General features: G+C 73.6%; 21 protein-coding genes. 14 read left to right on the top strand and 7 right to left on the bottom strand.

Going from position 1 to position 24,174, the window contains the following annotated elements:
- Positions 1 to 49 precede the first annotated feature (49 nt).
- The 3 genes from ACFW9Z_RS10835 to ACFW9Z_RS10845 are packed head-to-tail and all read right to left on the bottom strand — an operon-like array spanning position 50 to position 4,225.
- Positions 50 to 2,275, bottom strand: a complete 2,226-nt coding sequence (locus ACFW9Z_RS10835) for an FAD-dependent oxidoreductase (RefSeq protein WP_384637629.1) — start codon at positions 2,273 to 2,275, stop codon at positions 50 to 52.
- Positions 2,268 to 3,857, bottom strand: coding sequence for a class I tRNA ligase family protein (locus ACFW9Z_RS10840; RefSeq protein WP_384637632.1), 1,590 nt, complete (start codon positions 3,855 to 3,857; stop codon positions 2,268 to 2,270). The genes ACFW9Z_RS10835 and ACFW9Z_RS10840 overlap by 8 nt, the downstream gene beginning before the upstream one ends.
- Positions 3,854 to 4,225, bottom strand: a complete 372-nt coding sequence (locus ACFW9Z_RS10845) for a cupin domain-containing protein (protein WP_384637634.1) — start codon at positions 4,223 to 4,225, stop codon at positions 3,854 to 3,856. The genes ACFW9Z_RS10840 and ACFW9Z_RS10845 overlap by 4 nt, the downstream gene beginning before the upstream one ends.
- Before the next feature lie 350 nt (positions 4,226 to 4,575).
- Here ACFW9Z_RS10845 and ACFW9Z_RS10850 point away from each other — a divergent pair, with 350 nt between their 5' ends.
- The 11 genes from ACFW9Z_RS10850 (at position 4,576) to ACFW9Z_RS10900 (ending at position 15,466) form a co-directional block, all read left to right on the top strand.
- On the top strand, positions 4,576 to 5,931 hold the full coding sequence (locus ACFW9Z_RS10850) for a lysine N(6)-hydroxylase/L-ornithine N(5)-oxygenase family protein (RefSeq protein ID WP_384637637.1): 1,356 nt from the start codon (positions 4,576 to 4,578) through the stop codon (positions 5,929 to 5,931).
- Positions 5,924 to 6,985, top strand: a complete 1,062-nt coding sequence (locus ACFW9Z_RS10855) for an NAD(P)/FAD-dependent oxidoreductase (RefSeq protein WP_384637639.1) — start codon at positions 5,924 to 5,926, stop codon at positions 6,983 to 6,985. Before ACFW9Z_RS10850 ends, ACFW9Z_RS10855 begins: the two co-directional genes overlap by 8 nt.
- A gap of 278 nt (positions 6,986 to 7,263) precedes the next feature.
- Positions 7,264 to 8,181 (top strand): dihydrodipicolinate synthase family protein, encoded by a 918-nt coding sequence (locus ACFW9Z_RS10860; RefSeq protein WP_384637641.1) that lies wholly within the window; start codon positions 7,264 to 7,266, stop codon positions 8,179 to 8,181.
- The gene (locus tag ACFW9Z_RS10865; RefSeq protein ID WP_384637644.1) at positions 8,178 to 8,564 is read left to right on the top strand and encodes an L-rhamnose mutarotase; all 387 of its coding nucleotides are present in this window, start codon (positions 8,178 to 8,180) and stop codon (positions 8,562 to 8,564) included. The genes ACFW9Z_RS10860 and ACFW9Z_RS10865 overlap by 4 nt, the downstream gene beginning before the upstream one ends.
- A complete protein-coding gene (locus ACFW9Z_RS10870; RefSeq protein WP_384637647.1) occupies positions 8,561 to 9,592 on the top strand; it encodes a hypothetical protein in 1,032 nt (343 codons plus the stop codon). Before ACFW9Z_RS10865 ends, ACFW9Z_RS10870 begins: the two co-directional genes overlap by 4 nt.
- On the top strand, positions 9,579 to 10,340 hold the full coding sequence (locus tag ACFW9Z_RS10875) for an HAD family hydrolase (protein WP_384637650.1): 762 nt from the start codon (positions 9,579 to 9,581) through the stop codon (positions 10,338 to 10,340). Before ACFW9Z_RS10870 ends, ACFW9Z_RS10875 begins: the two co-directional genes overlap by 14 nt.
- On the top strand, positions 10,337 to 11,068 hold the full coding sequence (locus ACFW9Z_RS10880) for an SDR family oxidoreductase (RefSeq protein ID WP_384637653.1): 732 nt from the start codon (positions 10,337 to 10,339) through the stop codon (positions 11,066 to 11,068). The genes ACFW9Z_RS10875 and ACFW9Z_RS10880 overlap by 4 nt, the downstream gene beginning before the upstream one ends.
- A 111-nt stretch (positions 11,069 to 11,179) precedes the next feature.
- The gene (locus ACFW9Z_RS10885) at positions 11,180 to 11,983 is read left to right on the top strand and encodes an SDR family oxidoreductase (RefSeq protein WP_384637656.1); all 804 of its coding nucleotides are present in this window, start codon (positions 11,180 to 11,182) and stop codon (positions 11,981 to 11,983) included.
- Entirely contained in the window at positions 11,980 to 12,882 is a 903-nt protein-coding gene (locus tag ACFW9Z_RS10890; RefSeq protein ID WP_384637659.1) for a hypothetical protein, read from the top strand. The genes ACFW9Z_RS10885 and ACFW9Z_RS10890 overlap by 4 nt, the downstream gene beginning before the upstream one ends.
- 158 nt (positions 12,883 to 13,040) lie before the next feature.
- On the top strand, positions 13,041 to 13,898 hold the full coding sequence (gene ddaH / locus ACFW9Z_RS10895) for a dimethylargininase (RefSeq protein WP_384637661.1): 858 nt from the start codon (positions 13,041 to 13,043) through the stop codon (positions 13,896 to 13,898).
- An 80-nt stretch (positions 13,899 to 13,978) separates the two neighbouring features.
- Positions 13,979 to 15,466, top strand: coding sequence for a pyridoxal phosphate-dependent decarboxylase family protein (locus ACFW9Z_RS10900; protein WP_384637663.1), 1,488 nt, complete (start codon positions 13,979 to 13,981; stop codon positions 15,464 to 15,466).
- A gap of 12 nt (positions 15,467 to 15,478) precedes the next feature.
- Here ACFW9Z_RS10900 and ACFW9Z_RS10905 read toward each other — a convergent pair whose 3' ends face one another.
- Positions 15,479 to 16,279 carry a response regulator transcription factor gene (locus ACFW9Z_RS10905; RefSeq protein ID WP_384638231.1) on the bottom strand — a complete coding sequence of 267 codons (801 nt, stop codon included), beginning with the start codon at positions 16,277 to 16,279 and terminating at the stop codon, positions 15,479 to 15,481.
- A 357-nt stretch (positions 16,280 to 16,636) separates the two neighbouring features.
- On the opposite strand from ACFW9Z_RS10905, the gene ACFW9Z_RS10910 reads away from it, so the two are divergent.
- Positions 16,637 to 17,272 carry a response regulator gene (locus ACFW9Z_RS10910; RefSeq protein ID WP_384637665.1) on the top strand — a complete coding sequence of 212 codons (636 nt, stop codon included), beginning with the start codon at positions 16,637 to 16,639 and terminating at the stop codon, positions 17,270 to 17,272.
- Complete coding sequence (locus ACFW9Z_RS10915; protein ID WP_384637668.1) at positions 17,269 to 18,324, top strand: sensor histidine kinase; 1,056 nt, start codon at positions 17,269 to 17,271, stop codon at positions 18,322 to 18,324. Before ACFW9Z_RS10910 ends, ACFW9Z_RS10915 begins: the two co-directional genes overlap by 4 nt.
- Before the next feature lie 58 nt (positions 18,325 to 18,382).
- Here the strand turns inward: ACFW9Z_RS10915 and ACFW9Z_RS10920 are convergent, their stop codons facing one another.
- From ACFW9Z_RS10920 to ACFW9Z_RS10930, 3 genes are all read right to left on the bottom strand, one after another.
- Complete coding sequence (locus ACFW9Z_RS10920; protein ID WP_384637670.1) at positions 18,383 to 19,054, bottom strand: pyridoxamine 5'-phosphate oxidase family protein; 672 nt, start codon at positions 19,052 to 19,054, stop codon at positions 18,383 to 18,385.
- 199 nt (positions 19,055 to 19,253) lie between these two features.
- A complete protein-coding gene (locus tag ACFW9Z_RS10925) occupies positions 19,254 to 21,455 on the bottom strand; it encodes a bifunctional serine/threonine-protein kinase/ABC transporter substrate-binding protein (RefSeq protein ID WP_384637672.1) in 2,202 nt (733 codons plus the stop codon).
- Between the two features lie 73 nt (positions 21,456 to 21,528).
- Positions 21,529 to 22,404 (bottom strand): hypothetical protein, encoded by an 876-nt coding sequence (locus tag ACFW9Z_RS10930; RefSeq protein WP_384637674.1) that lies wholly within the window; start codon positions 22,402 to 22,404, stop codon positions 21,529 to 21,531.
- Positions 22,405 to 22,845: 441 nt separating this feature from the next.
- Here ACFW9Z_RS10930 and ACFW9Z_RS10935 point away from each other — a divergent pair, with 441 nt between their 5' ends.
- Entirely contained in the window at positions 22,846 to 24,171 is a 1,326-nt protein-coding gene (locus tag ACFW9Z_RS10935) for a hypothetical protein (protein WP_384637677.1), read from the top strand.
- Positions 24,172 to 24,174: the final 3 nt, after the last annotated feature.

A 24,174-nucleotide genomic window follows, 5' to 3' on the forward strand; every position in this document is an offset into this window, starting at 1 on the left:
CCGGCCGCGTGCCCACCCCCTTACAGCCACGTCGGTACGGCCCCGGTGGTCACACAGGGGCGCGGCTGCCCAGGACGGACAGCGCGGCGTGCGCGGCCCGTTCGGCGGCGGCGGGGGCGGTCTTGAAGCCCGCACCGGACCAGCCGGCGGCGACCAGCAGACGGGGGGTGCCGGGCAGCGGGCCGAGCAGCGGCCCGTGTGCGGGGTACAGGTCCACGCCCCACCGTCCGCCCAGTGCGGGTGCCGTGGCCAGCCAGGGCCACCGCCCCCGTACACCCTCCCTGATGTACGCGATGTCCCGCGCGGGCAGCTCGTCGGCACCGCCCGGCCGGACGTCCCACTCCTGGACCGGGCGGCCGGTGAGGAAGCCACCGCCGAACGCCCCGTCCACCTGCGGTCTGCCCCACGCCCCGGTGACCAGGTCGCTGACGGTCGGGACCGGTTGCCCGGCGCGGTCGAAGAAGGCGTACCGGATGGTCTTCGTACGCGGCGGCCCGCCGGGGGGAACGTATCCGGCGGGCAGCAGCGCCGAGGTGCCCGCCCCCGCCGCCAGGACGACCACCGCGGCGGTGACGGTCCCGGTGGCGGTGCGCACGACGACGCCGGAGGGCCCGGCCACCACGGCACGGACCGCGCCGCCGGGCAGCACCACCGCCCCACGGGCCAGGGCGGCCCGGCGCTTCACGGCGGCGAAGGCGCGCGGATCGGCGTAGCCGCCGTCCGGCTCCCAGACCGCCCCGGCCAGCCCCGCGGGGTCGATCTCCGGGTGCTGGGAGCGGAGTTGGCCGAGGTCGAGCAGCCGGGCCGGGATGCCGGCCGCGCCCAGTTCGGCGACCCCGGCCGCCGCCTCCGGCAGGTCGTCGGGGCCCAGCAGGACCAGTGAGCCGGTCCGGCGGAACCCCGCCGCCTGCCGTTCCTCGCTCGCCGCGCCCCAGAGGAGCTGATGGCTGCGGATCGCCAACGCCCTTGCTTCGGGGCCCAGTTCATAGGCGCGGACCAGGCCGCCGGAGTAGCGGGTGGCCGAGGGGCCACCGGCTTCGGGCTCGGTGGTCGCCACCGCCGCACCCGCTTCGGCCAGCAGCGCCGCCACGGCCGACCCGACCGCCCCGCAGCCGACCACCACGGCGTCCAGGTCGCAGGTGCCGGGGTTGGCGGAGAGCATGCGGCCGTACAGCGGTGGTGGGGTGCCCGGGGCGACGGGGGAGCTCACGGCCGGTACGGGGGTGGGTCCGGCCGGTACGGCGTGGCGACCGGCCGGTGCGGTGGGGTGACCGCCCGTCGTCGGGGCGGGCTCGGCTGGAGCGGGTGCGACCGGTACGGCGTGGCGGCCGGTCCCCGCCGGGCTCGACGCGGCCGGTGCGGCATGGTGACCGGTCCCCGCCGGGTCGAGGACAGCCACCGGGACGACCTCCCAGCCGCCGCCCGGGCCGAGGCCGTACGGTTCGCCGCCGGGGGTGAACCGTCGGCCCGCGCGGTCCCGTACGGCGGCCAGCAGCTCCCGGCCCCGCGCCTCCGGCCGGTCCGCGAGCGCCGTGCCCAGCGCGCGGAAGGAGTCCTGGACGAGGGCGGCCGGGCCGCCCGCCAGCCGGGCGACCAGCGCCTGACCGGCCGCCGGGCCCAGCAGCCCGGCGAACTCCCCGATGGCGCAGTCGTCCGGGAACAACAGCGGCCCGGTCCGCCCGGCCGCGACGGCCTGCCGGGCGGTGCGCGCGGCGCCCACATGGGTGCCGCAGACCAGGAGCGCCGCGCTCCCGGCCGACGGGATCGCCGTCCGGACCACGGTGAGGCCGTCGTCGGGCAGCCCCGTCACGGTGTCGGCGAGGCGGCGGCCGTAGTCGCTGCCGTCGTCGGTGACCTCCAGCCCGGTGTGCCCGGCGGCCGACACCGCCGCCCGGAGCGCCACCAACTGGCCGAGGTCGTCCGGGCACCAGCGCAGGGCCCAGCCGTCCGAACCGTCCAGCAGTCCGGGCTTGGTGGAGAGCGGGAGCACCACCGGCAGCCGGGCGTCCCGGTATCCGGGCAGGGCATGGTGTGCCCCCAGGCTGTTGAAGTGGCCTATGACGGCGACGAGTTCGAGGTCGCGGGCGAGGCGCAGGCCCACCTCACGAGCGGTGGCCGCGTCACCCCGGTCGTCATGGAACTCCCAGGCGGCCGACGAACCGGCCGCCGGGGCCACCGGCCCTGCCGCGCCCTCGCGCAGCAGCTCGCCCCACGCGGCGCGCGGCCCGCTGAACGGGCCGACGACGGCGACCCGCGCCGGGCCCCGCTCAGCCACCGAAGACCGGTCCGGGAAGCGGACCGAGCTGCGTCCCGGCGGGCAGCGGACGCAGTGCGTCGGCGTCCACCGGGCGGCCCGCGGGCAGGCCGAGGGCGTCCGCCAGCGTGGCCGCCGCGTGCGGCATCACAGGGGCGGCCCAGGCCGAGAGGGCCGCCGCCACGGCGAGCTGTGCCGACAGCGCGGCGCGGTGGGCGTCGCCCCCGTTCGGCCGGTCCCGCTCATGGGCGTGGATGTGGCCGAAGTCGTCGGCGCACGCGACCACTTCGTCCAGCAGGGCGGTCGCCCGGCGCGGGTCGAAGCCCGCCACGCCGAGCGCCCCGCGCAGCTCGGTGGCGGTACGGGTGAGCCGGTCGCGCAGCAGCTCCCAGGCCGGTCCGGCGGGCGGCTGTCCGGGCGCCCGGCCGTCGCAGTCCTTGCCGATCTGCTCGAAGAGCCGCCCCAGCCAGCCGTCCCACCGGCCGGTCAGATGCTGCCGCGTCCGCTCCAGGGCCTCCGTGCTGAAGCTCGTCTGGCGGCCGTCGGGCCGGTCGGCCAGGACATGGAAGCGCAGCACGTCGGCGGGGGTGCGCTCCAGCTCCTCGTACGCCCAGATCGCGTGCCGTCTGCTGGTGGAGAACTTCAGCCCCTCCAGCCGGTAGAACTCGTTGACCACGAACGCCTCGGGCAGCGGCGGCCGGGACGGGTGGGCGAGGAACTGGGCGGGGAAGAGCAGCGCGTGGAAGTAGCCGTTGTCGAAGCCGAAGAACTGCACCGGGCCGCCGCCGGGGTGCGTGGCGGGGGAGCCGTACTGCCACAGATACCCCGGCCCCATCTCGAACCAGACGTAGATCCGCTGTTCCTCGAAGCCGGGGACGGTGGTGCGCAGCCCCCAGTCGCCGGGGTGGCTGACGGCGATCTCGGGCAGCCCGGCCGCGAGCATGGTCTCGCACAGGACGCGCAGGTGCGGGGGCATGGCCACCCGCTCCCAGAACGTGGCGAGGCGGTCGGCGAAGGGGGCGAGCGGGAAGTAGAGCCGTTCACAGTCGCGGAGCCGGGGCGTCCCGCCGCAGGGGACGCAGACCGGGTCGGAGAGGTCGGCGCAGTCGTTGGGGCGCCCGCAGGGCTCGCAGGCGTTGCCGTTGGAGGACGAGCCGCAGTGCGGGCAGCCGCCCGCCACGTACGCCTCGTACAGCCAGCGTTCGCAGGAGTCGCACCAGGGCAGCGGGCGGGTCCGGGCGACGATGTGGCCCTGCTCGTGCAGTTCCCGGACGAACCCCTGTACGTACCGGTCGTATCCGGCGTCCTCGCGGGGGCGGCTCAGCGTGTCGAAGTCCACCCCGGCCCGGCGCCAGACGTCGGTGATGGAGGCGCCGTAGCCGTCGGCGACCTCCTCACCGGTCCGGCCGCCGTCCTTGAGGCCCCGCACCGGAACGTAGCTCTGGTGGTCGTCCAGGCCCGAGGTGTAGCGGACGGGGAGCCCGTCGGCGGCCAGGAAGCGGCGCAGCACGTCCCCGGCGATGTAGGGGCCGGCCATATGGCCCAGGTGCAGATCGCCGTTGGGCGTGGGCGGGGTGGCGGTGATCCAGGACGGGGAGGTCACGACGGCACCTCCGCCGAGTCACCGGGCCGGGGCTCGCGCAGGGGCCAGTAGAGGGAGACCCAGGTGCACGGCCCGTCGAGCGGGTTGCGCACCACGTGCTCCTTGTTGCGTGGCAGCACGATCACCTCACCGGCGCCGAACTGGGCGGTCTCGCCGTCGAGTTCGATGGTCCCGCCGCCGGACAGCACGATCATGACCTCGTCCTGGTCGTGGCGGTCGGGATCGGAGGCGGCCCCGGCGGGCAGGAAGCAGGCCATCGCGCCGACCGGGGGCTCGGGCTCGTCGCCGGGCCACGGGATCAGGCGCTGGCAGGCCATGCCGAACTCCGGGACCGCGCTTGCCTCTTCGATACGGAATTTTGTGATCATTATTCCTCGTTCGCGAGGGCGGCGGAAAAATACCGTGCGGGGCCGGGAACACCGGGTTCCGGAGGGGAATCCCCGGAATGCGCCGGCTGTCTCTCACAGTCCGACCGGACCGGCTTTTCGGTCGGTTCGCCGAATCGTAGGCAAGTTCCCCCGTCAATTCCCAGGGATACCGGAAGGTTGTCCACCGGGGGTGACACGACGGCGTCCGACGTCTCCCCGGGGCGACATCGGGATGTCCTCCGTCGTAGGTAGTCGCGGTGGGGCGCCGATGCCTATGTTGGCCGCACCGTTCCACGGCAAGCAGGCCGCAGTGGTTACGTTTCCGCACGTCACGGAGGGTTGCACCGACCATGTCGCAGACTCAGGACGTTCCGTCGCCGCTGTACGACGTGGTGGGCGTCGGCTTCGGACCGGCCAACCTGGCACTGGCCGCGGCGCTCATGGAGCAGGGCGAACGGTACGGCCCCGGAGCGACCCCCCGGGCGCTGTTCCTGGAACGCAAGGAGAATTTCGGCTGGCACCGCGGAATGCTGCTGGACGACGCCACGATGCAGGTCTCCTTCCTCAAGGACCTGGTAACCCTGCGGAATCCCACGAGTCGTCTGAGCTTCGTCTCCTATTTGCACGCCCGGGAACGCCTGGTGGATTTCATCAACCACAAGGTGCTGTTTCCGAGCCGCGCCGAGTTCCACGACTACCTGGAATGGTGCGCCGCCGAGGTCGAGGGCCTCGTGCGCTACGGGACCGAGGTCACCGAGGTGCGGCCGGTCACCGTGGACGGGGTGACCGAGCTCCTCGAACTCGTCGGACGGACCCCCGGCGCCCGGGAGGACACGGTGCTGTGCCGGACCCGGAACCTGGTCGTCGCGACCGGGCTGCGGCCCCGGCTGCCGGAGGGCGTCACCCTCTCCGGCCGGGTGTGGCACAGCAGTTCACTGCTCCCGAGCCTGGAGACCCTGCCCGGACCCTCGCCGGAGCGGTTCGTCGTGGTCGGAGCGGGCCAGAGCGCCGCCGAGGCCACCGACCACCTGCACCGCACCTACCCGCGGGCCGAGGTCTGCTCGGTCTTCAACCGCTACGGCTACAGCCCGGCCGACGACAGCCCCTACGCCAACCGGATCTTCGACCCGGCGGCCGTCGACCACTACTACGGCGCCGCGCAGGACATCCGTGAACAGTTGATGGACTACCACCGCAACACCAACTACGCCGTCGTGGACATCGACCTCATCGACGAGCTGTACCGGCGTGCCTACCAGGAGAAGGTGCACGGAAGAGTACGGCTGCGCATGATGGCCGCCTCCCGGGTCACCCGGCTGGCCGAGGCGCCGGGCGACGGCCACGGCCGGGTCACCGTGGAGGTGCTGAACCAACTGGACGGCACCCGCGAGGAACTCCGCGCGGACGGCGTGGTGTTCGCCACCGGCTACACCGCTCCCGACGCCGGCCCGCTGCTGGGCAAGGCCGAACCCTACTGCGCCCGGGACGCCGAGGGCCGCCTGCGGATCGCCCGGGACTACCGGGTGGTGACCGACGCGTCGCTGACCGCCGGTATCTACCTCCAGGGCGGTACCGAGCACACCCACGGCATCACCTCCTCCCTGCTGTCGATGGCCGCCGTCCGCGCCGGAGAGATCCTCGACTCGTTGGTGGCGCGCCACGCGGACGGCGGCCCGGCCGCGAGCGGCGGGGACCGCGATGCCTGAGACCGTCATCGTCGGCGCCGGAGTCATCGGCGCCGCGGCCTTCCACGCCCTGGCCGCCCGGGGCGAACGTGTCACGCTGGTGGAGCGGTACCTCCCCGGACTGGGGGCCACCGCCTGGAGCGGCGGCATCGTCCGGGCCTTCCACCCCGAGCCCGGCCTCGGCGAACGGGCCCTGGAAGGCTGGGAGTTCTACCGCGAGTTCGCACGGCACACCGGGGAGCCGGCCCCCTTCACGGCCAGCGGTTTCCTTTCCCTGGTCGGCCCGGAGCAGGCGGAGGACGCCCGCAAGGAGACCGCCCGGATCGCGGCCCGCACCCCGGCCCGCTGGCTGGACCCCGGGGAGCTGGCCGAGCGGTTCGGCGCGATCCTCACGGACACCACGGGCGGCGGGGTGTGGGAGCCGCAGGCCGGCTACCTCGACCCCACGGACGTGGTACGCGGCTGGGTACGGGCCGGGCGGCGGGCGGGCGGCACCCTCCTGACGGGCACCCCGGTGCACGGACTCTCCCGTACGGCGGGACGCGTCACCGGCGTCCGCACCGGATTCGGTGAACTGGCCGCCGACACCGTGGTCCTGGCCACCGGACCGGCCACCCCCGCCCTGCTGACCGGCTGGGGCATCGAGCACGGGCTGTGGCTCCAGGCGATCCAGGTCGACCTGCGCCGCCCCGCCGATCCGGTCGCCGGCCACCCGGCCTTCACCGACCACCTGTACGGCACCAACGGCCGCCCCGATCCCGACTCCGGCGGTATCTTCACCGGCCATCCGACCGGTCAGCGGCCCGAGGACGAGCACGCCGGAGCGCTCGACCCGGAGTGCACACGCCGCGCGGGGGAGGCTGCCGCACGGCGGTTCGCCTGGGTCGCCGACAGCAGACCGGAAGGCGGACTGCGGGCCGCCGAATGCCATGCGCCCGGCGAACTCGGCGCGGTCGGACCGCTGCCCGGCGGACCGGACGGCCTGCTGCTCGCCACCGGCTTCAACGGCGGCGGCTTCAAGATGGCCCCCTGGGCGGCCGGTGAGATCGCCCGCATGGTCACCGGCTCCCGCTGAACCGGAGCCTCGGCCGAGCCACTTGGGGCATCGACCACGCGTCCCCGGTCACCTGAACCAGAGCCTCTGCCAAGCCACTTGGGACACCGGCCTCGCGTCCCGCCACCGCGCGCGGACGGCCCGCCACCGCGCGCACGGCCCACCGCAGCGCCCCCGACCCGACTCCGCCCGACCCGCCTCCGCCCCGACCTGACACCGCCTGCGCCCCGGCCGACCGCCGCGCGGCCGGGCCTCCGCGACCACCACCGCCCGCGAACCCCAGCACAGATGGGATCTTCATGAGCAAGCAGATCCGGGGAGTCCTCCCGGTCGTCCTGATGCCCTACACGGACACCGGGGAGCTCGACGAGCAGGACTTCCTCTCCCAGGCCGACCACATCTTCGACTCGGGCTGCGACGGCCTGGTCGTCGGCCAGATGTCCGAACTCCTGCGGCTGACCCACGCCGAGCGGCTGCGCGTCGCCGAGCTCGCCGCCAAATCCGTCCAGGGGCGCGGCATTTCGGTGATGAGCACCGGAGCCGAGACCGCCGAGGCGGCGGTGGAGTACTCCCGGCACGCCGAAGCGGCGGGGGTGGACGCCCTGCTGGTCATGCACCCGGCGACACTGCCCCTGGGCGACGAGGAGATGGTCGAGTACTACAGCCGGATCGTGGAGTCCGTCACGATCCCGGTCATCGTCCACCACGCCAAGAGCCTGGCGAAGATCCCGCTCTCCATCGACGCCCAGGCCCGGCTGCTGCGTCAGTACGGCGAGGACCGGGTGATGTTCAAGCCCGAGGCCCAGCCCACCCCGCCCCGGGTCAGCCAGCTGCGGGACGCCACCGACGGCCGCGCCCGGATCTTCGAGGGCGACGGCGGCATGATGCTGCTCGACTGCCACCGCAGGGGCCTGACGGGCACCATTCCCGCCACCGAGACCGCCGAGATCGTCGGCACGCTCTGGCGGCTGCTGGAGTCCGGTGACCGGGAGTCCGCGGAGCGGATCGGCTACCCGCTCTCGTACCTCATGTGCCACATGATGAACAGCACCGACTACTACCTCTCGATCGCCAAGCGCTTCCTGAAGGAGCGCGGGATCGTCAAGAACACCCTCGTCCGCGGCCCGAGCAGGCATGTGCTGGACGAGGAGTCCTGGTCGGAGGTCGACCGCCTCTACACCCACCTCCTCACCCTCTCCAAGGAGCTCTCCCGATGAAGAACCACGCCTTCACCATCCGTCTCAAGGACGAAGCCGCCGCCGAGAAGTACATCGCCCTGCACCGCGAGGTCTGGCCGGAGATCGTCGGCCCCGGCGGTGCGCTGGACACCATCGGCGTACGCAAGCTCCAGATCTTCCACATCGACCCGCTCACCCTCTTCATGTACGTCGAGGCCGAGGACCACTTCGAGCCGGTCCGGGACTTCCTGCGCGCCAACGACCTGCACCCCAAGGTCCAGGAGTGGGACGACATGATGCACACCGACGGCGGCCTGCTGGAGCGCCACCCGGGCAACGACGGCAAGCTCAACTGGGCCCCGATGCGCCGCATCCACCACGTCGACTTCACCGGCACCCTGCCCGACCTGGAGGACAAGTGACCACCGGGGCGGCGGAACACGTCGTACTCGACTGCACCCTGCGCGACGGCGGCTACTACACCAACTGGGAGTTCGACACCGCGCTGGTCCGCGACTACCTGGCCCTCTGTCCCCGACTGGGCGTCAACGTCGTCGAGTTGGGCTACGTACGGTTTCACGAGGGCAACTGGGGTCCGTACGGGGACCTGCCGGGCGCGCTGACCGAGGAGCTGGCCGCCGCGCTCCCCGACGGCCACGGCCTGCGCTTCGCCGTGATGGTCGACGCGGCCGACTTCGAGGGGCTGCCGCCCGGCAAGATCGGCCAGTTGCTCGCCGATAAACTGGTGGACTCCGCGATCCCCGTCGATCTGGTCCGGGTCGCGGTCCGCTACAACCGGACCGCAGGCTGTGTGGAGGCCGTCCAGTCGCTGCGCGCGGCGGGCTTCGGCGTCTGCCTCAACCTGATGCAGATCGACCTGGCGAGCGAGGAGGAGACCGACGCCTGCGTCGGAGCGGCCCAGCGCATGGGCCCGCTGGAGTCGCTCTACCTCGCCGACTCGCTCGGCTCGCTGCGCCCCGCGCGCACCGCCCGGCTGGTCCGCCGCTTCGCCACCGGAGTGGGCGCCCCGGTGGGGATCCACGCCCATGAGAACCAGGGGTTCGCCCTGCACAACACCCTGGTGGCCCGGTCCGAGGGCGCGACCTGGCTGGACGGCACCGTGCACGGCATGGGGCGCGGCGCGGGCAACACCCGCACCGAGGAGCTGCTGGCCGCGCTCGGCGCGGAGGCGGACACGCTCCACCCGCTCCAGGAGCTGATCGTGCGCCACTTCCTGCCGCTGATGGAGCGCTACCGCTGGGGCGCCGGGGGACTGTACGGGCTGGCCGGGCTGCATCATGTGCACCCCACCTACGTACAGCGCCTGGAGGAACGCCTGGGCCAGGACCAGGAGGCCAAGATCCGCGCCATGGACTTCCTCGCCAAGGTCCCCTCCGCGTCGTTCACCGCCGCACTCCTGGAGAGCGCGGAGGACCATGCCCGGGGCTGAGCGGCTGCTGGAACTCCTCACCCGCCACCGGGCCGTCGTCTTCGACCTGGACGGGGTGCTGGTCGACTCCAACGAACTCAAGGCCGAGTGCATGGGCGAGGCCCTCTCCCCGCTGGGCGCGGCACGGGTGACGCCCTTCCTGGAGGAGTTCCGCAGCACGTTCGGCCGGTCCAGGCGCGAGCACTTCGCGGCCTTCCACCGCGACTACCTGGGCCGGCCGGACGAGGGCGAGGAGTTCGAGCGCTTCTACGAGCGGTACGCGGGGGCGTACGCGGCCCTGCTGCGCGACCGCTACCCGAACGCACCGCTGTGCGCCCACGCCGACCTGCTGGTGAAGGAGCTGGTCACCCGGGGGATCCCGCTGTACGTGGCCACCGGCACGCTCACCGGCGAGGCGCGCCAGGTCCTGCACGGCCACGGCCTGCTGGACTCCTTCCGGGACGTGCTCGGCGGCGAACGGCCCAAGTGGCAGCGGCTGGGCGAGATCCTGGAGCACGCTGGACTACCGCCGTCCGCGGCGGTGCTCGTCGGTGACTCGCGGCAGGATCTGCTGGCCGCGCACCGGGCGGGCACCTCTTTCCAATTGGTCACCCGGTACGGCTTTTTCGGGCATGATCGGGTACTGACCGGGGCAGAGGCGGAGGGCTCACGCTGGGCGGTCGACCTCCGCCCCGACGGCCCTGTCTCCGCTCTGGTCACCGACCTGTCGGCACGCGTCATCGACCAGAAGACACCGGATGGACCATGAACGACATCGCTGATCCGCCGCCCGTCGTGATCTCCGGGGCGACCCGGGGCATGGGGCGGGCCCTGGCCCTGCGCTTCGCGGCGCTGGGCCATCCGGTGGCCGGCTGCGGCCGTGACCCCGGGGCCGTGCGGCGGCTCGCCGCCGAGCTCGGCCCCGGGCATCTGGTGCGGGCCGTGGACGTGGGGCGGCCGGACGAGGTGCTCCGGTGGGCGGAGGAGGCGCGGACCAGGCTGGGCACCCCCGGCCTGGTCGTCGCCAACGCCGGTGTGGTGCACGGCCAGCGGCCCGTGTGGGAGGTCCCGCCGGCCGAGTTCGAGGAGACCCTGCGGACCAACGTGGGCGGTGTGTACGCGATGTGCCGGGCGTTCCTGCCCCAACTGGCGGAGCGCGGCGGCACGTTCGTCGCGGTCTCGTCCGGCTGGGGCCGGTCGCCCCGGCACCATCTCGCCGCGTACACGGCCTCCAAGTTCGCCGTCGAGGGGTTCGTCCGGGCGGTGGCCGAAGAGGTGCCCGCCGGGGTGAAGGTGCTGGCGGTGGCGCCGGGCAGTGCGGTGGACACCGACGGGCTGGCCACCTGCCTGCCCGAGGAGCACACCGACTACCCGGCGCCCGAGCGGTGGGCGGTTCCGGCGGTGGACTTCCTGCTCCACGGCCTGGCCGACGTCCCCGGCGGCACCACCGGCCTCAGCTTCCCCGAACCCGAGCCCGAGCCCGAGCCCGCCCGTTAAACCTGAGCCCGCCCGGTAAACCGGAACCCGCCCCGTAGACCCGAACCCGTCCCCGGGGCACCCCGAACCACCGCAGTCCAGCAGACCGAACAGTGAGGACCGACCATCCCCATGCCCCAGCCCGCACACACCACCACCAGCACCGGCCCCGCCCCGCTCGACGGACGCCGGGTGGTGATCACCGGCGCCTCCCGCGACTTCGGGCGCACCCTGGCCATCCGCTTCGCCCAGCAGGGCGCCGAGGTGTATCTGTCGGCCCGTACGCACAAGGCGGCCGAGACCGTCGCCCAGGAGATCCGGGACCTCGGCCTCGGCCCGGCGCACTCCTTCGCCTGCGACCTCACCGACCCCGCCGCCGTCCGCGCCTTCGCCGAGGGGGTCGGCGCGCTGACACCGGCCGTCGACATCCTCGTCCACAACGGCGCCCGCTGGCTGGAGGGCACCGACCTGCTCTCCGTCGAGGACGACGACGTGGTCGACACCATCGCCTCGGGCGCCACCGGCACGGCCCTGGTCACCAAGAGCTTCCTGCCGCTGCTGCTCGCCTCCGAGCAGCCCGACATCGTCGGCATGGTCTCGGTGTGCGGCGTACCCGGCAACCACCGCTCCGAGGCGCACGCCGCCTTCTACGCGGCCAAGAGCGCCCAGGCCGGGTTCCTGGACATCCTCTCCGCCCGGCTGCGGCCGCAGGGCGTACGGGTGATCGGCCTCTACCCGCCGGACTTCGACAACCACGACCCGCTCTCCCCGGAGTGGGAGAGCGCCGAGCGCACCGCCTCCTCGCAGCTGACCGCGCAGTCGCTCAGCGAGTGCGTGCTCTTCGCGGTGAGCCAGCCGAGGGACTGCTTCATCCGCTCGTTCCACTTCGAGCAGGTACGGGAGCCCGAGCCCGCTTCCGGAGAGGGGACCGGATGACCGGCATAGGACCCGGGGACGGCGAGGACCCGTCGAGCAAGGCGGACCAGGCCGAGGCGGTGGCCGCCGCCGACCCGTCCCTCGCGCTCGACGTCCGCGTGTACGACGACCCCGGGGCACTGGCCGCACGGCTGGCGCGGTCGGCGGTCACCACCGTGCTGCGCCCGGAGTTCTCGCGGGACATGGGCTCGGCGGTGTTCCACCGGCCGGGCACCGGGCTGGATCCGGCCGTCACCGGGGAACTGTGGGCGGCCGGCCGGGTGGTGGCCCATCCCTTCCGCCCCGGAGTGCCGCACTTCGCCAACGGGGTCGTACGGCAAGGGCGGTTCGTCCTCACCGACTGCTGGCGCTGCTTCACCCTGCCCGAGCGCGATCACTGGGCGCTGACCAGCGTCGTGAACCCGGCGCCCGAGTCGGCGACCGTACGCCTGCTCGTACGGCGGCTGCGCGATCTGCCGGGGGCGCTCGGTCTCGCCGACGGGCCGCTGCACCTGGAAGTGGTGGTGGACGCCGACGAGTTGGCGGTCGTCAAGTTCCTCCCCAGGGTGGCCGCCTATCCGCTGCCCCGGCTGTGCGAGCTGCTCGGCGTCGAGGGCCAGCTGTCCGACCGGCCCTACGACTCCTACCGGGACATCGGTTTCGCCGGGGACTACTCCTTCCGCGTCCCGCACCCCGGGCGGCTGGTCGAGGTCGAGGACCTGCCCGGCCTGCGCGACCGGCCGTCCTACGAGGCGGACGAGCTGATCCCGCAGCCGGGCGAGTGGCTGGAGCCGGGCGCCAACGAGAGCGCGCAACTGACCTTTCTGCTGCGCCACTTCGACGAGTTCACCATCCACGCGGATGTCGGGCACTACCAGCACCGGCACCGGCAGGGAGTCTTCCGGCTCACCGCCGCCTGATCCGCCCCGCCTGATCCGCCCTGCCTGATCCGCCCCGCCCGATGCGCCCTGCCCGATCCGCGCCGCCGGGCCGGCCCATCCCGCCGGCCCGGCCACCACCCGACGTGCGGAGACCGGGTCACGAGCCCGCTCCCCGCCCGCCCAGACAAGGAGCCGACGTGTCTTCCAGCCAACCCCAGCAGACGTCCTCCCCCAACCGGTCCGCGCGGACCGCCCGCCCCCGCGAGCTGCTGATGTGCCGGCCCGCCCACTACGACGTCACCTACTCCATCAACCCCTGGATGCACCCCGAGAAACCGGTCGACACGGCACTCGCCCTCGCCCAGTGGGAGCAACTGCGTTCCCTGTACGAGCAGGTGGGCCACACCGTCCACACCATCGAGCCCGAACGGGGCCTGCCGGACATGGTGTTCGCCGCCAACGGGGCCACCGTGGTGGACGGCAAGGTGCTGGCCGCCCGGTTCCGGCACGTCGAGCGCACCGCCGAAGGACCGGCCTACCTCCAGTGGTTCCGGCGCAACGGCTGGACCGACACCCTGTGGCCCGAGCACATCAACGAGGGGGAGGGCGACTACCTGCTGGCCGGGCGCCGCCTGCTGGCGGGCACGGGCTTCCGTACCGACACGCGCTCGCACGCCGAGGCCCAGGAGTTCTTCGGGGTCCCGGTCACCGGCCTCACCCTGGTCAACCCCCGCTTCTACCACCTGGACACCGCGCTCTCGGTGCTCTCCGGCGACGAGATCATGTACTACCCGGCCGCGTTCAGCCCCGGCAGCCGGGCCGTGCTGCGCGAGCTCTACCCGGACGCGCTGCTCGCCTCCGAAGCGGACGCCGAGGTCTTCGGGCTGAACGCGTTCAGCGACGGGCTCCATGTCTTCCTGCCGCAGGCCGCGACCGGACTCGCCGCACAGCTCGCCGAGCGCGGCTTCGAGCCGGTCGGCACCGACCTGTCCGAACTCCTCAAGGCGGGCGGCAGTACGAAGTGCTGCACGCTGGAGCTGCGCCGCCCCGTCTGACCGGACGCGCGCCCGCCGGTCCCCATGCGCGGCGGCCGTGCCCGCGTACGGCCGCCGCCCCGTCAGAAGGAACCAGAACCATGCGCCCCTCGCCCACCGGCGACACCGCCCCGCACCCCGCCGAGGGCCTGCCGCCCTCCCTGCCCGACGACAGCGCCGCCGTACTCGAACTGGCCGGAAAGGCCGCCGCGGAGTACGTCGCCGCGCTCGCCGACGAGCCCGCGGCGCCCCGGCGGCAGCACGAGGACGACTGGCAGTACGCCCTGGCCCGCTTCGCCGGACCGCTGCCCGGCCAGGGCATGGGCGCGGCGGCGGCCGTACGCGAACTGGCCGAGCACGCCCTGCCGCAGGCCGTCCGCTCCTCCGGCCCGCGCTACTTCCACTTCGTCACCGGCGGCACCACACCGGCCGCACTCGGCGCGGACTGGCTGGCCGCCACCATCGACCAGAACGCCGCCGCCTGGGTCTGCTCCCCGCTCGCGGCCCACCTGGAGACGGTGGCGCTGGGCTGGCTGAAGGAGCTGTTCGGGCTCCCGCCGGAGTGGGGCGCGGTCACCACCACCGGCGGCACCATGGCCAACTTCACCGGCCTGGCCGCCGCCCGCCGCTGGTGGGCCCGGCGGCACGGCGTGGACGTGGACGTCCAGGGGCTGGCCGGGCTGCCCCCGATGCCGGTCTTCGGCAGCGGGTTCGCCCACGCCAGCATCGCCAAGTCCCTCGGGATGCTGGGCCTCGGCCGCTCGGCCCTGCGCCGGATCACCGCCGACACCACCGGCCGCCTGGACCTGGACGCGCTGCGCACCGCGCTGACGGAGCTGGACGGCGCACCGGCCGTCCTGGTGGCCACGGCCGGTGAACCGGACGCGGGCCGGTTCGACCCGGTGGCCGAACTGGCCGACCTGGCTGCCGAGTTCGACGTATGGCTCCATGTGGACGGGGCGTTCGGGCTGTTCGCGGCGCTGGACGCACGTACCGCGCACCTGGTGGAGGGCGTCGAGCGCGCCCACTCGGTCACCGTCGACGGGCACAAATGGCTCAACGTCCCCTTCGACACCGGCTTCAGCTTCGTCCGCGACCCGGCGCTGCTCGGGTCGGTCTTCACCAACCAGGCCGCCTATCTGGTGGACGTGGACGACCCGCACATCAACTACGCCAACCTCGGCCCCGACAACTCCCGGCGGGCCCGGGGCCTCGCGGTCTGGGCCACCCTCGCCGCCTACGGGCGGGACGGCTACCGGCAGTTGGTCTCGCGCCACCTCGCGGTGGCGACGGGGTTCGGCGAGCGGGTGCGGCAGGACCCGGAGCTGGAGCTGCTCGCCCCGGTGGTGCTGAACGCGGTCTGCTTCCGGGTGCGCCCGAGCGGGGTGCCGGAGAGCGAACTGGACGCCCTCAACCGGAGGCTGGCCGAACAGCTCCTGCTGGACGGCCGGGTCCACCTGGGCGCCACGACGTTCGACGGCCGGGCAGCCCTGCGCCCCGTCTTCGCCAACTGGCGTACGTCACCGGAGGATGCCGGGCTGATCCTGGAGGTACTGCGGGAGCTGCTGGCCCGGGAGGGCGCCGCGTAGCACACGGCCCGGTCACGGGGGAGGGGGCGGAACCTGGCCCGCCGCGGAGAGCCTGACCGCGGCGGGCATCCGTGTGCGGGAAGCCTTCGGCCGCGGTATCCGGGAGAGGGAGGGCCGCTCGGCCCGTACGGGGACGGGTCCCGCCGTGCGGCGGGACCCCACGGCGAGGAGCGCGAGCTGGACCCGGTCGCGGGCCCCGAGCTTGGTCATGATCCTGCTGACGTACGTCTTGGCGGTGAGCGGGCTCAGGGTGAGGCGCTCGGCGATCTCCTGGTTGGTGCGCCCCTCCCCGACCAGAGCCAGGACCTCGTGCTCACGCTCGCTGAGCCGGCCGCCGGGCTGCCCGTCCCCGGCCTGCGGCGGTGGTCCGGCCTCCGGCCCCGGGCGCGCGATACGGCGGTACTCCTCCGTCAGCCTCCGGGTGTGCTTCGGGCCGAGCCACGATCCGCCCGAGGCGACCGCCCGCACGGCGGAGAGCAGGTCGTGCGGGTCGGTGTCGGCGGAGAGGAAGCCGCGGGCTCCGGCGGCCAGCGCCCCGAAGAGGTGGGTGTCATGGTCGTTGAGGGTGATCAGCACGGGACCGCAGCCGAGTTCGGAGACGATCCGGCTCACGATCGCGGTGTCCAGGACGTCGGTTCCGGGTTGACGCGCGTCCATGACCACGACGTCGAGCTGGAGTCCGGCGGCCTTCGCGAGCAGGTTCTCGGCCGTGTCGAAGGCGTCGAGGACACACACGTCCGGTGCGGAGTCCAAGATCATGCGCAGTCCGGAGCGGGCCGGTGCGTGCGCGTCGGCCACGGCGACGCGGATCATCACGAAGTGCTCCTGTGGGGACGAGGCGAGCGGTGCTTGCGGGTTGACCGGGCGGTGCTTGCTGTGCGGAGAGCGATCGTACGGTTCGACACCGGGGTTACCGGCTTTCCGCCCTATCGCGAAGTCCCGGGGACAAGATCCCGGCATCTTCCGCCCGCGCTTTGAGGCGCCGTCGCGGTGTCATACCGGTTTCCCCCATAAGTGCCTCTTATCGTCCGGGCGCGGTACGGCTTCGCAGTGATTTCAGGAGGGTGATCCTTTCCTTTAATAGTGATACTTTTCTCGCGATGCGGCGTACGACCGAAGGAGGATTTGTTCCTCCTACTTGAAGCCGCCGGTACGCTCGGGGGGCGCCTGATGGTCCGTGTCCTGGTGATAGACGACGAGGCGCTGGTGCGAGAGGCTCTGCGGCTGCTGGTGTCGTCCTTTCCGGGCTTCGGCGTCTCGGTGAGCCACCCCGTCGGGGCGTTGGACGAGGCGCGCAGGTCACGGGCCGACGTCGTGCTGCTGGACCTGGTGATGCCGGGCCATGACTGGCTGGAGCTGCTGGCCGCCTTACGGTCGCTGGAGCCGGCCCCCGCGGTGGCCGTGCTCACCGCCTCCGAGGTGCCGGGCGCGGTCGCGGACGCACTGCGCGCGGGGGCTTCGGGCTTTCTTCTCAAGGACATGCATCCGGAATTCCTGGCGCATTCCCTACGCGCTCTCGCGGTCGGCGGTGTGATATATGTTCCGCCCGTCAGCGCCGCCGTTGTCACAGGGGGACTCGCCCACTCGGCAGTCGAGGAGGCGGTCCTTCCACTCGACCATGTGACGGAGCGTGAGCGGGAGGTCCTCACGCTTCTCGCACTGGGTCTCCAGAACGCCGAAATCGCCCGGCAGCTCAATATCGGCGTCACCACCGTGAAGACTCATGTGGGTGTACTCAAAAGCAAACTGGGAGTTCCCAACAGGGTGGCGCTCGCCTCCGTCGCGCAAAAGGCGGGATTGGCATGAGCATTTTCAAAAAGCCTTTCCTGGCCGAGGCGGCCATCGTCCTCCTGGCCCTGCTGGAGATCGGCGCGACCCGGATGCTCGGCCCGGCCTGGGTGCTGCCCTGGGCGGTGGCGGCGGCGGCCGCCCTGCCGTTCCGCCGCCGCTTCCCGCAGGCGGTACTGGTGGTCTCGCTGCCCGCCCTCGCCAGCAGCTACCTCTGGCTGCCGGCCATCTTCCCGCTGTACGCCCTCGCCCGCGGCGGCGCCCCGCGCGCCCGGGTCTGGATCTGGGCCGGTGCGGTCGGCCTGGTGATGGCCTTCCCCTGGCCGCACTCGCTGCCCGTCGCATGGTCCTGGGAACAGGCCATCCTGCACGCGCTGGCCGCCGCTCTGCTGGTGCTCGCCCCGGTCTGTCTGGGCTCGGTGACCGCTGCACATCGCGAACTGACGGACAAGGCATGCGAGCTGGTGCGCAGTCGTGAACGGGAGCGCACGCTCTCGGGAATCGGTGCGGTGATAGCTGAGCGTGAGCGCATCGCCCGTGACATGCACGACAGCCTCGCCTATCACCTGAGCCTGATCGTGCTCAAGCTCCCGGCCGACGACCCCGTCCGGCAGCACGCCGTCGAGGCGCTGGGCGAGGTCCGCCGCACGGTCGGCGCCCTGGAGACACCGGGGCTGGCCGAACTCCCCGCCCTGGTGAAAGCCGTGGGCCCGCACGCGCGCCTGGACTACCTGGGAGCCACGGACCGGGCCCGCTGCCCCCTGCCCGTCCAGCAGGCCGCCTACCGCGTCGCCCAGGAGGCGCTGGCCAACGCCTGTCGGCACGCGCCGCTGGCCTCCGTCCGTGTCGTCGTCGACCAGGGCCCGGACGTGCTCGCCCTCACCGTCCACAGCGCGAACCCGGTGGCCGAGCCGCTCCCGGGCATCGCCCCCGGCGGCCACGGACTGGCCGGGCTCCGCCGCCGGGTGTCCGATCTGCACGGCACGCTCCACGCGGGCCCGGTCCCGGGCGGCGGCTTCCGGGTCCGGGCCGTGCTGCCCTACTCGTACACGGAACCGTTCCTGGGCTGACGGTGCCCTCAGGGGTCGCGAATGTCTCAGGGCCGTAGCAGCCTCGGCCGTAAAAGCCTCAGGGCCGCAGCAGATGGGCGGGCGGTGCGATGGAGTCCGGGAGGGCCGGGTCGGGCACCGGAGTCCCGCGTACGGTGGTCAGCGGCAGCACCCCGGCCCACAGGCCGAGCGCGGCGTCCGGGCTGTCGGCGTCGTCCGGCGGTCCCGTCCGCACCTTCACCGACGCCTCGTCCAGCCCCAGCGCCAGCAGCGAAGTGGCCGCCAGCTCCTTGCGGTTGGGGCGCCGCGCGTACTCCCACTGGCCGGGCGCCGCCTGCTCGGTCACCACCCGCAGCCCCGCCAGCTTCTCGTCCTCGTCGGTCACCTGCCGGGGCGTCCCGTAGACCATCGCGCTGCGGTAGTTGACGCTGTGCTCGAAGAGCGAGCGGGCGACCACCACGCCGTCCACATGGGTCACCGTCACACAGACCTCGGCCTCCGGCGCCCGGACCAGGCTGGGGGTGGCGACCGAGCCGTGGAAGTAGAGGGTGTCGGCGGTCGCGCCGTACACCGTGGGCACGACCCTCGGCGTACCGTCCACGACGACGCCCAGATGGCAGACGAACCCGGCCGCGAGGATCGCGTCCAGGTCGGCACGCGCGGTGCGTGCCTTGTCCTTCATGCGGCGCAGACGCGTCCGGTCGGTACCGGCGAGCTCGTTGCCGGAGAGGTGGGGCTGCGGGGTGCTCACCGTATGACCTCTGGGTGCTCTGATGGGTGCTCTGAAGTGCTCTGGGAACGTTCGGCGAGGTGCCGCGATGACGCGGCGGGCACATCGCACGGCCCTCCGGAGGAAGCCCCGGGCGGCCCGTCGGATCATATCGCCGCCGGGTGAACACCTGCCCCCGGCGCGGCACTTGGCGAGAAAGACCAGATGGTCCGGGCCGGATTCAGACCTCGCGGCCGTCCATCCCGAGGTACCGGAAACGGCCCCGCTCCACGCGGTAGATGAAGACCCCGGTCCCGGCGTACATCCCGGTGGCGGGTTCGAACGCATAGCTCTTGGAGACACCCTTGTACCGCGTCGAGCGCAGCACGGACACCATGTCCTGCCGCGTCACCGTCTCCCGGCCCGTCCCCTCCGCGCAGGCCGCGATCAGCCCCACCGCGTCGTACGCCTCGGCGGCGAGCAGCGGCGGCGCGCTGTCGAAGCGCTTGCGGTAGGCGGCGGCGAAGGAGCGGACCGAGGGTACGGAGGCGGGGTCGGCGGCGGTCGACACGACCAGCCACCCCGCCGCGTCCGCACCCGCCTCCGCCAGGAACCGGGGATCGTGCACGGCCTGGGTGCCGATCCTGGGCCCCTGGAACCCCGCCTTCGTCAGCGCCCGCGCGAACCGGCCCGCATCCCGCCACCCGCCCCCGTACACCACCGCCCCCGGCTTCTTCGCCGCGATCCGCTCCGCCTCGGCGTCCAGGTCCGAGGCGCCCTCCCGCACCGTCTCCGCGAGGACCGTGCGGCCGTTGGCCCGCAGCCCGGTGCTGAGGAAGCGCGTGGTCTGGTGGCCGTACTCGGTCCCGTCGTCCACCAGCGCGACGGTGTCGATGTCGTACGCCCCCAGGAACTGCGCCACCGGCAGCATCTGCATGTCGTTGCGCGGCCGGGCGCAGAGGAAGATCCGGTTCAGGTTCCGGGTGTCCCCGTCCACCACGCTGAGCAGCGGCAGAGCCGCCTCGTCGTACGCGACCAGCGCCTCGCGCGCCGCCTCCGTGCCGGTCGCCCCGACCGCCGCCACCAGCAGCGGGTCCCCGGCGAACCGCCGCACCGCCGCCGTCGCCCGCGCCGCGTCACCTCCGTCGTCGGCCGTCACCAGGCGCAGCGTGAACGGGGCGTCCTCGCGGGCGTTGTGCTCCTCGACGGCCAGGAGCGCCGCCCGCTCCTGGCCCCTGCCGACGGCCGCCGACGGCCCGCTGAGGTCGGCCTGGAGCCCGATGCGCAGCTGGGGCCGGGCGGTCGGTGTCCTCCCGTCCCCCTTGCCCCGGCCCTGGCCGACCGGGTCCTTCTCGTCCTTCAGCCCGGCCAGCCAGGCGGTGGTCCCGCCCGCGGCGGCGAGGACCGCGCCGCCGGTGACGTACGCGAGGAAGCGGCGGCGCCCGGGGGAGCGCGGGACGGCGGTGGTGTCCCGGCTCCCGGCCCCGGTCCCGCCGGTCTCACCGGACGCGCCGGTCTCACCGTTCGCCACCGTGGATCCGGCGTCCAGGCTGGTCGCCTCGATGTCGGGCAGGGCGAGCATCCGGGCCGAGCGCTCGGCGATCAGATGGGTCACCGGGCCGGGCAGCCAGCTGCCGCCCGAGGTGTCCTCGGCGAAGGCCCGCCGGATCTCCCCGGCGGTCGGCCGCCCCTCCGGCTCCTTCGACAGGCACGCCTCCACCACGGGCCGCAGCCCCGGCGGCAGCGCGCCCAGCTCCGCCGGGTCGTGCACCGTACGGAAGAGCATCGCCTCCACCGGGCCGCTGCCGAACGGCCGCCCGCCGGTCGCCGCGTACACCAGGACGCAGCCCAGCGAGAAGACGTCGCTCGGCGGGCCGATCCGCCGCCCCTGCGCCTGCTCCGGGGAGAGGAAGCCGGGGGAGCCGACGATCGCGTCGGTCGCCGTGAGGACGGTGTCGTCCAGGGCCCGCGCGATCCCGAAGTCGATCAGCCGGGGCCCGTCAAGCCCCAGCAGAACGTTGCCGGGCTTCACGTCCCGGTGGACGAGCCCCGCCCCGTGGACGGCCTCCAGCGCCTCCGCCAGCATCGAGCCGAGCGCCCGCACACTGCGCTCCGGCAGCGGCGCCCCGCCCCCCACCGCCTCACTCAGCGCGGGCCCCGGCACGAACTCGGTGGCCAGCCACGGCGCCGCCGCCTCGGTGTCGGCGTCGACCACCGGCACCGCCCACCGGTTGCGCACCTGCCGGGCGATCGCCACCTCGCGCCGGAACCGGGTGCGGAACCCGGCGTCGTCCGCGTACTCGGCCCGGATCAGCTTGATGGCCACCAGCGCGCCGCCGGGTGACCGGCCCAGCAGCACCACGCCCATGCCCCCGGCCCCGAGCCGGCCGAGGACGCGGTACCCGGCGATCCGCGCGGGGTCCGTGGAACGGAGCGGTTCCATCAGCGGTTACGTCCCCGAATCGTGTCGTGCGCACCCGAAGGCGCCTCGTCGTCCAACAGGCCCCGGCCCGCCGTCACTTCAGCTCCAGTTCGACGCGGTAGAGCACCTTGGCCCCGCCCTCGGCCGCGATCCGCATCAGGTCGACGGTCTGGTAGCCCTTGGCGCCCTTGACCGAGACGGCCGTCGTCACGGTCCCGATCCGGGACTTGCTCCAGACGTAGTCCTGGACGCCGTCCGAACCGGGACCGGAGTACTTCCCCGCCTCGAACAGCGAGGCGTCCGCGTTGCGTACGTCCTTCGGGTCGTACTGGAGGGACATCAGCCCGCTCAGCCGCTGCCCGCCGCCCAGCTCCTGCGCCGGGCAGCGGAAGCTCTCCTGGACGGTGTCCTTGATCTCCCGCTCCGCGCCCGCCTCGGTCCGGTGCACCGTCACGGTGACCGCCCCCTGGACCCGCCCCTTGCCGCCCTGGGCCGGGACGTCGAGCCGCCGGGTGAACCGGTCCAGCACCCCGGCGGGCAGCGCGGTCCGGCTCCAGACGCAGGTGTCGGCCAGGACGGGCCAGGTGCCCCCGCTCTCGTACGGCGTGGCCTTCACCATCCCGGCCGACCAGTCGGACTCCCCGAGGGCGGCGTTGCGCGTCAGCCTGCGGGCCTCGGCCGCGTTCTTCGGGACCCGGGCCGGGTCGGGAGTGAACTCGTACGCGCTGGGCAGCGCACCGGGCTCGGTGGTCTCCTCGGGCTTCCCGGGCTTCTCCGACTCCTCGGGCTTCTCCGGATCGGGCGTCCCGGACGGCTCCGCCGACTCCCCGGCCTGCCGCACCGAAGCGGACGGCTTCGGATCCGGTTCCTTCCCGGCCTCCGTCCCCGAGCTTCCGCAGCCCGCCAGCAGCATCCCCGCCGCCGCGACCGCCACCACGCGTGCCCCGCCGCGCCTCTGCCTCGTCATCATCGGCCCCCCGTCGTCCCCCGCTCCGCGCCCCGTCCGAGTGGTCGGGGCATCGGGTGCGAGGCGATTCTAGGAGGGCGGCGCGCCGCGTTGACAGGAGTCCGGTACTCATCCCGCTGCCGCAACTTCTCAGCCACCGGGAGGGGTTCGCCTCTGGTGCGGGGGAGCGGGCCGTGGTATGCGCCACCGTCCGCGGGCCCCGGTGGCTGAAAGCAGGCCATGGCGGGCGGGTGGAACTCCCGTACGGCAGAGGCGGCAGTGGGGGCCCGGACGCCTCGTAACCACCCTGTACGGGTTCCGTGTTCGGCGGAAAATTGGTCTGGACCACATGGGGTGGCGGTGGTTAGCTCGACTCCGGACCCGGGGCCGCCCGGGGCGCGGGCCGTTCCGTTTCCGCCCGTGTATCCGCTGCTCGCCCGCGTCTCTGCTGAGGGGATCCATCCCGTGATCGACATCGTGGCCGTGCTCAGGGCCGAGGACGCCGTTCTGGACTTCCTCTCCGTGCTCACCGACCCGGGGACCGCGCCCACCGACCCGGGGATCGCGCCCACCGACCCCGGGACCGCGCCCACCGACCCCGGCACGGGGCTCACCGGCCCCGGGACCGTGCTCACCGACCCCGGACCCACCGGCCAGGAGGGCGAGGGCCAAGGGGGCCGCGAGTCCACCCGCCCCCAGGGCAAGGGCCGTGAGGTCCATGTCCTCCTCGGGGACACCGCCGAACACCTGGTGCTCCCGGCGGGCGTACCGGCCGCCGAGCGCCTCGCCGCCGTCGCCCGGCACATCCGGCCCGTCGACGAGAGCGCCGCCTCACCGGGCCCGACGGCGCTGGCCGCCCTGATCGAGGCGGCGGCCCAGGGCGTGCGCGCCCGGCTCTGGACCCACTCGCCCGCCGACACCCGCCGTAGCAGGGGCCGCCTCGGCCGGGACGTCGCCGCCGCCGTCCCGCCGGACGGGCCGTCCGTCCTGCACGCCGTGGGCCACTCCCCGTACCTCCAGTTCATCAGCGACCTCGACCGGCCGCTGGACCGCGCCGCCGTCGAGGCCAAGCTCGCCTTCGTCAACCGGCACTGCGGCCACCTCCTGCGCACCGAATCCGACGAGTACGTCGTGCGGACCGGCCGGGTCCACGCCACCGAGCGGTTCTTCGCCGCGGGACCGGCGGAGGAGCGCGAGCGGCTGTTCGCGCTCCTGGCCAGCCTCGACGAGGACGCGGCCGCGGTGCCCGACCCGTGGGAGTTCGCCACCTCCGCGTACGAGGCGGAGCGGCTGGACGCCACCGTCGCGTGGATCGCCGGGCACTGTCCGCCCGGCAGCGGTCCCCTCGTCGAGGTCGGCGCCTGCGAAGGCGCGCTCACCACCCGGCTCGCGGAGAAGGGCTTCACCGTCCACGCGACCGAACCCAACTCAGCCTTCCGCCACCGGCTGGCCGAACGCGTCGGGGAGACCGCCCGGGTCCGCCCCGACTCCCTGGAGGAGCTGGCCGCCGGCCGGGGGCTCCCCGGAGCGGCCTACCTCCTGATCGAGATGCTCTACTACGGCCAGGACCTCGCCCTGCTCGACCGGCTCCCGGCCGGCCTGGTCTTCGTCGCCCTCGAACCCGAGACGCTCGCCACCCGGCTCACCCCCTGGCTGGAGAGCGCCCCGCACTGGGAGAAGGCCGACGAGACCCCGCTCGTCGCCCCGGCGCTGGAGACGGTCTGCGGCGGCCGCGCCTACCTCAGCAAACGCGGCAGCGTCGGCGTCCTGCTGCGGCGCACCGGCTCCTGACGG

The organism is Streptomyces sp. NPDC059452, from assembly GCF_042750035.1.
Classification (GTDB): domain Bacteria; phylum Actinomycetota; class Actinomycetes; order Streptomycetales; family Streptomycetaceae; genus Streptomyces.